The organism is Candidatus Kuenenia sp. (genome assembly GCF_039794105.1).
Taxonomy (GTDB): Bacteria; Planctomycetota; Brocadiia; order Brocadiales; family Brocadiaceae; genus Kuenenia.
Genome location: NZ_JBDIWA010000001.1, coordinates 78944 through 91714, shown reverse-complemented (window position 1 = coordinate 91714; position 12771 = coordinate 78944). Strand labels below are relative to the sequence as shown.

10 protein-coding genes and 2 tRNA genes are annotated in these 12771 nt (G+C 38.4%); 2 read left to right on the top strand and 10 right to left on the bottom strand.

What is annotated here, in order from left to right:
- Positions 1 to 40: 40 nt before the first annotated feature.
- The 10 genes from ABJL82_RS00345 to ABJL82_RS00300 form a co-directional block, all read right to left on the bottom strand.
- A complete protein-coding gene (locus ABJL82_RS00345) occupies positions 41 to 916 on the bottom strand; it encodes a hypothetical protein (protein WP_347272696.1) in 876 nt (291 codons plus the stop codon).
- Between the two features lie 184 nt (positions 917 to 1100).
- Positions 1101 to 1871, bottom strand: a complete 771-nt coding sequence (ccsA, locus tag ABJL82_RS00340; RefSeq protein WP_347272695.1) for a cytochrome c biogenesis protein CcsA — start codon at positions 1869 to 1871, stop codon at positions 1101 to 1103.
- A 4-nt stretch (positions 1872 to 1875) separates the two neighbouring features.
- Positions 1876 to 2964: a peptidylprolyl isomerase gene (locus tag ABJL82_RS00335; protein ID WP_347272694.1), complete on the bottom strand. Its 1089-nt coding sequence runs from the start codon at positions 2962 to 2964 to the stop codon at positions 1876 to 1878.
- A gap of 305 nt (positions 2965 to 3269) precedes the next feature.
- Positions 3270 to 3354: transfer RNA gene (locus ABJL82_RS00330), tRNA-Leu, on the bottom strand.
- A gap of 125 nt (positions 3355 to 3479) precedes the next feature.
- Positions 3480 to 3552, bottom strand: a tRNA-Cys gene (locus ABJL82_RS00325).
- Positions 3553 to 3785: 233 nt separating this feature from the next.
- The gene (locus ABJL82_RS00320) at positions 3786 to 5678 is read right to left on the bottom strand and encodes a cytochrome b N-terminal domain-containing protein (RefSeq protein ID WP_347272693.1); all 1893 of its coding nucleotides are present in this window, start codon (positions 5676 to 5678) and stop codon (positions 3786 to 3788) included.
- A 28-nt stretch (positions 5679 to 5706) separates the two neighbouring features.
- Complete coding sequence (locus ABJL82_RS00315; RefSeq protein ID WP_347272692.1) at positions 5707 to 6195, bottom strand: Rieske (2Fe-2S) protein; 489 nt, start codon at positions 6193 to 6195, stop codon at positions 5707 to 5709.
- Between the two features lie 254 nt (positions 6196 to 6449).
- Positions 6450 to 7010 carry a YceI family protein gene (locus ABJL82_RS00310; RefSeq protein ID WP_347272691.1) on the bottom strand — a complete coding sequence of 187 codons (561 nt, stop codon included), beginning with the start codon at positions 7008 to 7010 and terminating at the stop codon, positions 6450 to 6452.
- 137 nt (positions 7011 to 7147) lie between these two features.
- Positions 7148 to 8116 carry an orotidine-5'-phosphate decarboxylase gene (pyrF, locus tag ABJL82_RS00305; RefSeq protein ID WP_347272690.1) on the bottom strand — a complete coding sequence of 323 codons (969 nt, stop codon included), beginning with the start codon at positions 8114 to 8116 and terminating at the stop codon, positions 7148 to 7150.
- 38 nt (positions 8117 to 8154) lie between these two features.
- Positions 8155 to 8718: an aminodeoxychorismate/anthranilate synthase component II gene (locus ABJL82_RS00300; RefSeq protein ID WP_347272689.1), complete on the bottom strand. Its 564-nt coding sequence runs from the start codon at positions 8716 to 8718 to the stop codon at positions 8155 to 8157.
- A 545-nt stretch (positions 8719 to 9263) separates the two neighbouring features.
- Between ABJL82_RS00300 and nusA the strand changes: the two genes are divergently transcribed.
- Positions 9264 to 10337: a transcription termination factor NusA gene (gene nusA / locus ABJL82_RS00295; RefSeq protein WP_347272688.1), complete on the top strand. Its 1074-nt coding sequence runs from the start codon at positions 9264 to 9266 to the stop codon at positions 10335 to 10337.
- Positions 10338 to 10383: 46 nt separating this feature from the next.
- A complete protein-coding gene (gene infB / locus ABJL82_RS00290; RefSeq protein WP_347272687.1) occupies positions 10384 to 12612 on the top strand; it encodes a translation initiation factor IF-2 in 2229 nt (742 codons plus the stop codon).
- Positions 12613 to 12771 lie beyond the last annotated feature (159 nt).

The window sequence follows — 12771 nt, the reverse complement described above, 5'->3', positions numbered from 1 at the left end:
AAAATCAAATTTCCCATGAAATAATTCCTCCGTAAGATGGTTAATAATTAACCATCTTACCAACCATCCTTATAACCACAAGCACCGTGCCCAGGGAAAAGAGGACCACCGTAACGAGGGACAACGGGATACTTGGATTATTTTTGATAGTGACGAAAACCCCTGGCACTGTTTTAATATCAAGAAATGCAATCTTTGTTCCCAAAATTTCTTTTGCGTTATGTTCACCAACCGTAAGATATATGCTTTGGGTTTCCATGTTCTGAGTAGTAGAAAGTAGTTTTACAACAGGATAGCGATATTGGGGCGGCATGTATAAATCTGCCATTCTGGTCTTTTGGCCGTTTAAGGTGAAAACTTCATTCGCCTTAAGATTGTGCATCCTATCTCCAACTTTAAGCACAACAGAGGAAACCATATTACCATAATCTCGCAACAAGACGGCTTGCACTCCATTATTCAACACTACGGGATTGTTATAACCGATTGTATCTGCATATTCGGCGCCGTCTTTTCTTACTGAGACATAACCTGTTATTTTTTTAGGCATGCCGTTAGGGTAAGAACTTGCCTCAAGACCTGTCACCTTCATTTCAAAGCCTCCCATGTCCGTCCATTCTTCTGAGACAGAAATTGGAGGCGATAAAGAACAATACAACCCCCCAATAAGATGTACGACCAAGGTTACTATAAAACCAACGTGCATAATTGATGCCCCATATAAAGGCACTTTTTTAATCCTTCCTCTTACTTTTCGAAGGATTGAATCCGTGGTACAGAAGAAGGTATTTATGCCGTACATAATGCAGGCAAAAAAAAGTAGATAAAACCAGATGTGAATGGGTTTCTTATGACCGAAGAAAAAGGTAATATCTTCCCCGGAAAGACCGGAATAATGATAAGGATAAAAATTCATTATAAGACTTCCGATGATAAGGAGTCCTGTAACTGAAAATCCAATAATTATTCCTAGTTTTTGGGACTTAATAAAATCATACACCTTTTTCATTTTTTCAATAGAACCTTATCAAGAGATATCCGGATTTATTATGTGGTTTGTTTGCGAATTTCTGTAAAAACGAAAGAAGTTTTGCTGCATCTTAACTGAAACTGTGAGAGCTTCCTATGACAAAGCTGGTGCCTAGATACGTCATCATCAGTATAAAAAACCCAACTATGGCAAGCGGCGGTTTTAATTTTTTTGCTTCAGGCCAATAATCCAGGTGCAGGCAGGTTGCATAAAAAAACCATATGATAACAGACCAGACCACCTTGGCGTCCCATAAAAAATAAGACCCCCATGCAACGTATCCCCACAAACCGCCGAAAATCATTGAAATGGAAAAGGCCGCCAACCCGTATCGGAACCCGGAATCTATTATTACATCATATGTTTTTTTATTTCCTTTTACAAAATAACGCGCGATTGCTGCCGCCATAGAACTCGCCCATAATGCATAACAGAAAAATGAAAGGGGGACATGCAATGCGTACCATATGGTAAGCATTAAAGGAGGTGCAAAGCTCAAACCCATTTTAAAAAAGGTAGCTGCCGCCACAAAAAAGCCATATCCGATGCCAAACAATGTCATCCGGTAAATGGGGCTTTCCGCTTTGGAAAAAATAAGCAATATTATGAATGTTGCCGTGGCAAAGGCATGGAATGATTCGAATTTATTTGTAAGAGGAAAATAGCCTATCGATAAGCCGCGGATGGTAATGACGGCTATCTGTAAAATAACAATCCCCAACAACACAGGAAAACGTATTTTCCACCTGGTAAATCCGACAAACCAATACATCGAATACAGGCCGAAACACACCCAATATAAAACAATAGAAATCTGATTAAGTAATAGCGCCTTTTCCATTACATTATTGCAAATTAATTTCAACCTGCGCGTTATCCCGAAGATCGTTAATCAGATCACCCATTTCAATCGCAACTAATTTTTCACGGACAGCGTCTTTGACAGCACCAAAACTTACGTCTTTTGCCGGGGTGTGATTTGTAACATAAATCAAGTGATATCCAAATTCTGTTTTAACCGGTTCACTAACCTTGCCGACTTCTGTAGAAAATGCCGCGTTAGCAAAAGTTTCCACCATCGCCCCATGTCTTGGGAAAGAACCAAGTTCTCCTCCCGTTTTCCCGGTAGGACATTCAGAATACTTCTTAGCCAATTCTGCAAAGTTAGCGCCGTTATCCAGCTCTTTTTTTATCGATTCAATTTTAGCCCTTGCTTTGTCCAAATCTTCCTGTTCCTCCATTCCCTTTGTGCCTATAAGTATATGGCTTGCGGTGACCTCTTCTCCTGTAAATTCATTAATATTTTTAATGAAATAGTTTTCCAGTGTTTTATCATCAACATTATTAGTCACATAAGCATCAAGCGCCGCAGACATTCTAATTGCAGTCCTTAGCTCATCAATATTGCTGCCCTGGATTTCGAGAAATTGTTCTAATGTTTTCCCTTCTGCAGCAGGATTTTTTGCTATATTTTCCCGCATTTTATTGATTTCGTTATTTACAACGTCATCAGCGACGTCCAAACCTTTTTCCTGGACAAATTGCCTTAAAATTGCCTGTGTAACAAGCTGCTCAGCAATTTGTTTTTCCAAAGAGGGTATCGCCCCAGGAGGCACTTGTTTTCTGAAACGATCAAGAATTTTATCAAGATCCTTGCGGAGAATTTTTTCGTCATTTACAGAAGCAATTATTTTGTTAGGATCAGGTTTTTCTTTCTTGCCATGCACAAACCCCATGCCATGGTCGCTTCCAGAAGTGGCAACAGCCTTTGTTTCTTGTCCTAAATTAACGTTTTTATGTATTTCTTCAAAATCTCTTTCGTTTGCCTGACTACTTAATTGCGGGACGCCCGATTCATCCTTTCCACAACCACTGACGGCAGCGAGCATTAACAATCCTGAAATAATTATAAAAGTAAAATGTTTTCCTACCATAAGAACTCCTTTTAGCCTTTTTGGGATAAAACCCAAAACGTTTATTAAAAATAAATAAATATCCTGAATGTAATAAAACACAAAAAATCTGGTTATTCAGCTCTATCAGTATTTTTTTCTTAACACTCTTTGTTTTTGTCGCAAAAACCCGATTGTCATAAGAGAATTTTAATAGAGTACTACAAAACAATCCTATTTAAAAAAAAGTTCCTCAATATGCCTATTTCAGAAAATCTATTTTGTGTACCAAAATAAAACAAACGCCAATATTAACGATAGATTAGATATCTGTTTAAATAGGTACATGGGCGAGGTGGGAGTCGAACCCACACAACCGTTTAAGGTCAAAGGATTTTAAGTCCTTCGTGTCTGCCATTCCACCACTCGCCCTGTAATATGTATGTGAGCGTTTGTTTTCCGTGTAACTATTACAAACGCTGGAATTCGAGGGTTAAATGAATGTCTTGAAAAGCGAAGAGTTTGCAGGGGTGCTTCTTGTTTCAAGATATAAAAAAAGGCGGCACTGGGATTCGAACCCAGGATAACGGTTTTGCAAACCGTGGCCTTAGTCCACTTGGCGATGCCGCCGATAAGTTCTCATAATTTCTACCAATACTGCCGATCGTATTAAACACTAATTGTTGTATCATTGGTCTGGAAAGTTTACAACAAGCACTGCATAATTCGAACAGGTTCAGTGGCAAATCAATTTTCAGATCGGCAAAGAGGCTAATCGTATCATTAAGAAGAAGATTAGGCAAGAAATATTTATTAATTCTTAGCGACTATAAGTAATTACAGCGTTTAGCAAAATATACCACTTATTTCGAAGCAAACAGGTATTTTTCGGTTAATATACCAAATTGTATACTTGGTGTTAAAGAATAAACCGCACTAACATTTTTCATGGATTCCTGCATTTTTGAATCAAAGGAATTGGGTTGTTTGCTGCACGTTTGCTTCAAATTTTCGGATACCATTAGTCTTTTTTCATGTTGCATACATTCCGAAATGAGAAGACGGTCTTTTGATAAAGAAATAAGATATTTAACCAAGGCGTCCAATTCGTTGACGCTAAGTTTTCCTTCGTATCCAGGCATTTTATTTTTTGTCCCATAGAATTTTTTATCGTCCGGGTTTTTAATGAAATCCTTTAACCACTCTTCCGATAAGTAATCGGTTAAATTAGGCGCAATCTTTATTGCATTTTTATCGCCTATAGGATGGCAGATAGCGCAATTGCCTTTAAGGGTTAATTCTCTGCCTCTTTCAAGGCTATCTGTGTTTGTATTGAGTAAATTTCCCGATTGGCTTAATAAAAACTCTGTAATGTCCCACAATGACTCTTCCGGGAGTTTTACCGCCGACATCACACCGGACTCTCCAAAATATTTTTTATCTTTGGGATTTTTGAGTAATCCAAACAGCCACTCCCTTGATCCAAAGTTGGTAAAATCAGGGGCATTGTCTCCCCCTATTCCTTTTAACTTGTGGCATCCATTACAATTTTGTTTAAAAATTTTTTCACCTAAATAAACAGGGTCATTCAGGAAAATAGACATTCCACCTTCAGGATGAATGCCTTTTTTAGCGAGAACAACCGCCCGTGCGGCCTGAATTTCAGCGTCTTCGCGCTGATGAATAATATGAATATCATGTGCATCATGATGCATTGCAAGAACGGTCAATGCAATTGCCCCTGCCATCCCCGAAGAGACCGTTGCGAAGAAAGGAATCCTTTTGGCGGGAGAATTTGAAGGTGTTCTATCTATGAATGGCAAAACAAGGAGAAAGATCAAGCCAATCATGGGTATAATAACGGTGCCTACAATCAAGAGATTACCCTGGCAATATTTTAATAGTTGAAATAAGAAGAGAAAATACCATTCCGGTCTGGCAAGATAATTAGATGCCGGGTCCGCCGGCGCCTGGAGTTCGGCCCCGCCTTTCCAAAAAACCCATACTGCGAGAACAGCATAAATGATCATGGCAAAGACAATATCTTTAAATACCTGATCGGGCCAAAAAGGGTCAACCCGCTCCTTAAGCAGCTTTTCACTTATTTTCCAATGGGGAGTCACACCATGCTTGCGAAACAGAGCAACATGGACAAAAAGAAAAAATACCAGCGAAATGGGCAATATGAATACATGAAGGGTAAAAAACCGTGTAAGGGTGAAATTACCATAATCAGATCCGCCTTGGTGCAGCACTTTAATGTACTCGCCAATTACAGGGATAGTTCCCATGATATTGGTAGCAACCTGCGTGGCCCAGTATCCTTTTTGATCCCATGGCAAAAGATATCCTGTCAACCCAAATCCCATGAGAAAGATAAGAAGAAAGACCCCTGTAATCCAGTTAAGTTCGCGTGGTTTTTTATATGCACCGTAAATAAACACCTGGAAGAAATGCACAATAGCTAAAATCATCATTGCGCTTGAACCAAAATGGTGGACGCCTCTTACAAACCAGCCAAAGGAGGTTTGTTCCTGTATATAGTAAACGCTTCCCCACGCTGTCGTCGAAGAAGGAGAATAAAAACTGGCCATTACTATACCGGTTATCGCCTGAAGCATGAAAAGGAATATTAATCCACTGCCAAAAACATATGTCCACCGTGCGCCGCCATGCACAGGCTCATCCAGGGCGGTTTTAAGCAACTTGTTTAAGCCGGTTCTGTTATCAATCCATTCGTAAAGTTTATTTGCCATAATGGGGTTTTGCCTTATATTAAATACCTTAGGTTATATTTTTATAATCAACAAAAACAGTATTGTTTTCAACTTTTGTCCGATAACTGTACATATCACGAGGAGCAGGCCCGGATATTGTTTTGCCATTTACATCGAAAACGCCCTCATGACATGGACACAAAAAACTGGAAACATCATTTACCCAGTCTATACCACAGCCAAGGTGAGGGCAATTTGTTGAAAACACTTTTAATGAATCATCTCTTTGCCTTATAACCCATACAGAACCCATCACCAATCCTTCAAAAATATTCCACGCATCCATCTTCGAAGATGTAACAGTCACTTTTTTAGGGAGACCGACGGGAAAGTCATCGAGCTTGCCAATACCGATGAAATCTTCAGTCCCATAGACGGTTTCTTTCAGCCAGGGATGGATTATCAATCCTATTATCGGGGCTAATATGCCTGCCGCAAGTGTTCCGCCCAAAATATTCGAAATAATCTTCAAAAAACTTCTTCTGCTCTTTTCCATTCTTTATTTTCCTTTGTCTTTCCGGAAGTACTATTATGAGATCCTGTCTAATAATTTTTAGTCCTTCATGTTATGTGCGATGCATAAGATTGTTTCACAAAATAATCACTGCCGCAGCTTTCGGAGAAGGATATGGTTGTTTTTATTGCCTTTTCATAAAAAGCGTTCATTTTATTTATTTATGCTTGCAAATCAACGCTAAATTTTTAAAAATAAAAATTAAATTTTATCATAAGCGATATTACCTTTGAAACTTATTTTAAAGGAAACGAAAATGCGACGGTGATATTATTCTTTACTTTCAAAGCGCCAAGTAATGCCTTGTAGGGTTTTATGCCATACTCTTTTTGCAGCAAATCAACAGACCCTTTCAGTGTGTTTTCCCCTGTTAATTCGCAGTCAAATTCGATAGTATTCGTAACTCCATGCAAGGTTAATTTTCCCGTGATATGGTAACCGGCATTGTTTTCACCAACACCCGTAGATTGGAAGCTTATTGTGGGATATTTTTTTGAATGAAGCACATCATTAGTTGTAGCTTCTTCAATTTCCGATTTATCCTTTTCTTTTAATGTATCATTTTGTTGTTGGCCATCCTTCATCGCACAGACTACTTTTAATGCATTTGCCGGTATTGTCGCATTTATTGTTGCGGAGGAAAGGTCATCGGAGGGAATATTTAAATCAACTTTGAAACGAGTTACATCCAGCAATAAATCATGCGCAACGGCGCTTAACATTCCTTCCTTAAAAGTATAAACTTGTATTTTGCCTGTATTTTCATCAAAAGAATATGTACCTGCTTTTATCGCCATGTCTTTCTCCTCTAACGAGCATTAGCAAACCGAATCCGTCTTAAAGCAACCTAAAACCAGTAATATCAAACTTATGTTCCTGATTTTTCATTTTTTTAAAAATTATTCTCTGAGGGATGTGTAGAAAAAAACAATATTCACCGTGTTTGGGAGGGTATGCACTTATTTAAATCCTCCTTCATATTCATTACGGCATTCTGTGCTGCTTCTTTCCATGTATGTGCGCCATATTTATCTTTCCAACTTCGGTTATTATATGCATAGAGGATGGAACGGGAAGCATTGATAATTGCCCCATAGCCGTCTGAATTGAAACAATTTTTTATATCTTCCGCTGTCGCGCCCTGGGCTCCATAGCCTGGAATAAGCAAGTAAGCATTAGGCATTGTTTTCCGCAATATCAAAATATCTTCAGGGTATGTGGCGCCGACAACAGCGCCGACTGCACTATAACCATATGTTCCAATTGACCGGCTTCCCCATATATGAATTTTTTCTGCAATTATTTGATGCAGTTTTTTTGTGCCACACAAAAGATCTTGAAATTCAACAGAGGAAGGATTGGAGGTTTTTGCCAGTACAAATATGCCTTTATCGTATGTTTCCGCGTTTTTTATAAAAGGGAGTATACTATCCATTCCCAACAAAGGATTAACCGTGATGGCGTCCGATTGGAAGGCAATTTGGGTGCTGTTGTTTATCGAAACCTGTCCAATATGAGCATTCGCATATGCAGCAGCCGTATTGGGAACATCGCCTCTTTTAACATCGCCAATGACAATAAGCCCCTTTTGCTTTGCATAATGAATTGTTTCTGCGTATGACCAAATACCTTGCCAGCCATAAAGCTCATAAAATGCAATTTGCAGCTTTACAATACCCACCAGATGTTCCAGCGTGTCAATGACTTGTTTATTAAACTCCAGAATAACGTTTGCTGCATATTTAAGCATGTCATCCTGCAATTTTGAAAATTGCTGCTTAATAGACTCGGGTATGAGGTCAAAGTGAGGGTCTAATCCTACCACCACACAACAATTTTTTTTCTGTATGGCAGTTATTAATTTATCTGAAAAATTTGCTTTACGGTTTATTGCTGTCGCCACATCGAATGTCCTTAAATAACAGAAATAGATGTAAATAATTAAAGCATTAAAAAGTTCTTAAGAAGCTTTGGACCTTCTTCGGTGAGGAAAGATTCCGGATGGAACTGTACCCCTTCCAGCAAATGAACCTTATGCCGAATCCCCATAATTTCATCATTGTCGGCTCTTGCAGTAATTTCAAAGCAATCCGGCAGAGAATCTTCTTTCACAATGAGCGAGTGATAACGTGTGGCCACAAATGGATTGGAAAGTCCCTTATAAATAGTCTTGCCATCATGGATGATCATTGAGGTCTTTCCATGCATAAGCCTTCGCGCGCGAATAATATCCGCACCATATGTATAAGCGATGCATTGATGCCCTAAACAAACCCCCAATATAGGTATTTTACCAGAGAAATACCGTATGATATCATTTGATATACCCGCTTCTTTAGGAGTGCATGGTCCAGGTGAAATAATAATATGAGATGGGTTTTCTTTTTCGATCTTATCAAGACTTATTTTATCGTTTCTAAAAACTTCCATTTTTTCGCCAAACGCACCTATTTGCTGTACGAGATTATAGGTGAAAGAGTCGTAATTATCAACAATGATGACCATGATTTCCTTTGCCCTCAGACTGATACTATAAAAGGAATTATTGAATAGCAAAAAAGTTTTTAAGTACAGTTTAAATAAGCGATTAGATAATACATGCAGTTAACGCTGCAAATGCAAAAACAACTTGACAATATGACATTTTTTGTTACAATTTAAAAATTATAGACGTTGCAATATATTAATGTATGCTTTCATAGGTTGCTGTAGTTTCGCTGTTTCAGGCTTACTAAGGGTCGTAAATAGGAAAACAGCTTCAGATAAAAGTGGGTTATACCCACTTTTTTTTTTAATATCCATGATTATGCCCTTGTGTAGATTATATAAGAAGATTGAGAAATTTATAGTTAATAATTTTTGGACTATGCATATTTCTTAACGGTTTCGCATTGACAAAGTAAAAATATACCAATTAGAAATATATTGTGTCAACAATGTTAAGTATTTAATGTTTTTTGTGTCTAAATATACTTTATAAAAAAAATTTGCATCTAATGATCAGTATTTATTATTGATTATTTTCTAAATTTCATTTTAGATAAAATGGTATGGACAAAGAAAATTTACTCCGTTTAGTGGATAGTTTGCATAGAGACAAGGAAATTGCCAAGGAAGTAGTGTTCCAGGGCATTGAAGCTGCTTTAATTACCGCCGCGAAGAAGCATTTCAGGTCACAAGAAGCCGTTTCCATACAGATAGATAGAAAAACAGGAGAAATAGTGGCTATGGAAGGAGACCGCAAAATAGACCCTTCTGAATTAGGTAGGATCACTGCACAAACAGCCAAGCAGGTCATTATTCAAAAGATTAGGGAGGCGGAGAGGGATGTGATTTTCGAAGATTTTTGCAAGAGGAAAGGGGTAATTGTTAGCGGTAAGGTGCAAAGGTTCGAAGGGGCTACTATGATTGTAAATTTAGGCAAAACAGAAGGTGTTTTGCAAAAATCGGAACAAACGGCCAATGAACATTATACCATAGGAGAACGAGTTCGGGCAGTTATTCTTGATGTAAAAAAAATGGGAACACGTGTAAAAATAACACTGTCGAGAACTCATCCCGATTTTGTTCGAAAGCTTTTTGAATTAGAAGTGCCGGAAATTGCTGAAAATACTATCGAAATTAAAGCTCTGGCAAGAGAAGCAGGCCAGAGGACAAAGATTGCCGTTGCTTCAAGTGATGAGAATGTCGATTGTGTAGGCGCATGTGTTGGAATGCGCGGGTCCCGTATCAAGAATATTGTTGATGAGTTGAATGGTGAAAAAATTGATATTATCCGGTGGAGCGAGGAGCCGGAATTGTTATTACCCAATGCTTTGAAACCAGCGGAAGTTTCGGGAATAATTTTATCTCCCGAAAATCGAACGGCTACAATCGTTGTTCCAAATGATCAGCTTTCTTTGGCTATTGGGAAAAGGGGGCAAAATGTGCGCCTTGCTTCAAGGCTGACTGAATGGAATATTGATATCATTACCGACGCAGAATTTGAAAAAAGGCAAAAAGCCGGCGATGTTGAACTTGCAGAAGTTGCCGACATAAATGATGTTTCTGCTAATGACCTCGCGGGGAAAAATGTTGCTGCCGCTAATTCTGAATATAACGACAATGTCGAATCAAAGAGTTAATGAGGAAATAAATTTATTTTTTGGGTAATTGTTTTTGGGAATTTAAATGGGAAAAGTTAGAATTAGTTCGCTTGCAAAAGAGTTAGGCATTAAAAGTAATAACTTAATTGATAAATGCCATGAGAAAGGGTTAACGCATATCAAACACCATGCGAACACCCTTGATCCCGAACAAGTTGAAATGCTAAAAAAACTGTTCAGGCGAACTCCAAATGATTCGGCTACAAAAAAGGAACTTAAAGTGAAAGAGGCCATTAAGGTTGATGTAAAAGAACAAAAACGAGAAGATAAGACCATATCGCAGGAAGATAAAGAAATCAAATCTATTCAACCGGATAAAATTGTTAGATTTCACAAAAGCACTCCCCGGCAAAAGCAATCAACGAAAGTTGCACCTTCAAAAGTATTTTGGAAGAAGAAGCAGGTTGGCGGCCCTTCACATCAAAAAAACAAGGGATGGCGGGAAAGATATATAGAAGTTAAAAAACCTGTCGTTAAAGAACGAGAATCGCGCGTGATTATGGAAACGCCAATTACGGTAAAGGATATATCTTCTAAATTAGGAATTCGTGCAAATGAAATTATAACCAAATTGTTGCTTGAGCATAATGTACGCGCAACAATAAATCAAATCTTAAGCGAAGAAATAGTACAATTATTAGGTCTGGAGTATAACGTAGAAATAGAAATTAAGAAAAAAGAGGCTTCGGAAGAATACGATTTCGTTGCGGATCAAGTCTCTGTAAGAGAGGAAGACAAAGTACTTCGTGCACCAATAGTTACCTTTTTGGGACATGTTGACCACGGAAAAACATCGTTACTTGATTGTATTCGCAAGACTAAAGTTGCAGAAGGAGAGGTAGGCGGAATTACGCAACATATAGGAGCGAACAAAGTGGAAACAAATGGCAAACACGTTGTGTTTCTCGATACGCCAGGACACGAGGCTTTTACCGCCATGAGGGCAAGAGGTGCAAATGTTACAGACGTAGTTGTCCTTGTGGTTGCCGCAGATGATGGAGTAATGCCCCAGACAGAAGAGGCCATTAATCATGCTAAGGCTGCCAATGTACCAATAATTGTTGCAATTAATAAAATTGATAAGCCAGGTGCAAATACTTTGCGAGTTAAGCAACAGCTTGCTAATTTAGATTTGATACCCGAAGAATGGAGTGGAAAAACCCCATTTGTAGAGACTTCTGCAATAACTGGAGCAGGGATTGATACATTATTTGAATTGCTTTGGTTGGAATCAGAAATACTTGAACTAAAAGCTATACCAAAGAATCCTGCAAGGGGGGTTGTCCTGGAGGCCCATCTTAGTGAGGGTAGAGGTGTTGTTGCGAATGTAATCATTCAAGACGGAACTTTGCGTCAGGGCGATATTATTCTTTGTGGAAGAACATATGGTAGGGCACGCCTGTTAATTGATGATAAAGGGAAAGAGATAAAAGAAGCAGGCCCGGCATCACCGGTTTCAATTTCTGATTTTTCTGATATCCCAGAGGCGGGAGATAAGTTTTATGTGGTGAGTGATATACAAAAAGCCAGAGAAATTGCCGTGGAGAGAAAAAATAAAGACAGGGAAACTTCGCTTGCAAAACATCAGCATATTACCCTGGATAATCTTTATTCCATGATTGCAGATGGCAATGTGAAAGAAATCAAAATAATCTTAAAGGCCGATTACAAAGGCTCTGTTGAAGTATTAAAGAAGGCTCTGGATGCGCTGTCTACGAGTGAAATTAAGGTGAGGATTTTACATAGTGCTGTTGGCGGCATTACAGAGTCTGATGTACTTCTCGCAGACGCATCTGATGCGCTAATTATCGGTTTTTATGTAACCGCAGAAGAAAAGGCGCGTTTACTTGCAGAGGAAAAAGGCGTGGAGATCAGGCTTTATAAGATTATTTATGATGCAACTAACGAAATAAAGGCTGCAATGGAAGGAATGCTGGAACCTGAAAAAAAGGAAGTGGCATTAGGTTATGTTGAAATCAGGCAGGTGTACAATATTTCCAAATACGGTAATGTTGCAGGATGTTACGTAAAATCTGGTAAAATTACAAGAAATTCACTTGTTCGTTTGATTCGGGAAAATATTATTATTTATGATGGAAAGTTAGAGTCATTAAAAGTCATGAAAGATGATGTAAGAGAGGTGAAAGCTGGATTCGAGTGTGGTTTAAAAATAGCCAATTTCAATGATATCAAAGTCGGTGATATCGTTGAGGCATACGAAATACAAAAGATTGCCAGAACCCTTTCTGTATAACAAAAAATATTTTACAGATTTTTAGCGTATGTTTATTATATTTGCGTGGTAAAAGACGGTAAAATTAAAAAATACGACTTGAATACGGAAGATGATATCCCGTATGTGTTTTTTTCAAGGATGCTATGCTTTCGTTAAACACAAAGCCAAATTCTTGTT

Bases quoted from the DNA above. Each gene is read 5' to 3' on its own strand.
- ABJL82_RS00345 (WP_347272696.1), bottom strand. From the start codon at position 916: ATGAATTTTTATCCTTATCATTATTCCGGTCTTTCCGGGGAAGATATT.
- ccsA (WP_347272695.1), bottom strand. From the start codon at position 1,871: ATGGAAAAGGCGCTATTACTTAATCAGATTTCTATTGTTTTATATTGG.
- ABJL82_RS00335 (WP_347272694.1), bottom strand. From the start codon at position 2,964: ATGGTAGGAAAACATTTTACTTTTATAATTATTTCAGGATTGTTAATG.
- ABJL82_RS00320 (WP_347272693.1), bottom strand. From the start codon at position 5,678: ATGGCAAATAAACTTTACGAATGGATTGATAACAGAACCGGCTTAAAC.
- ABJL82_RS00315 (WP_347272692.1), bottom strand. From the start codon at position 6,195: ATGGAAAAGAGCAGAAGAAGTTTTTTGAAGATTATTTCGAATATTTTG.
- ABJL82_RS00310 (WP_347272691.1), bottom strand. From the start codon at position 7,010: ATGGCGATAAAAGCAGGTACATATTCTTTTGATGAAAATACAGGCAAA.
- ABJL82_RS00300 (WP_347272689.1), bottom strand. From the start codon at position 8,718: ATGGTCATCATTGTTGATAATTACGACTCTTTCACCTATAATCTCGTA.
- nusA (WP_347272688.1), top strand. From the start codon at position 9,264: ATGGACAAAGAAAATTTACTCCGTTTAGTGGATAGTTTGCATAGAGAC.
- infB (WP_347272687.1), top strand. From the start codon at position 10,384: ATGGGAAAAGTTAGAATTAGTTCGCTTGCAAAAGAGTTAGGCATTAAA.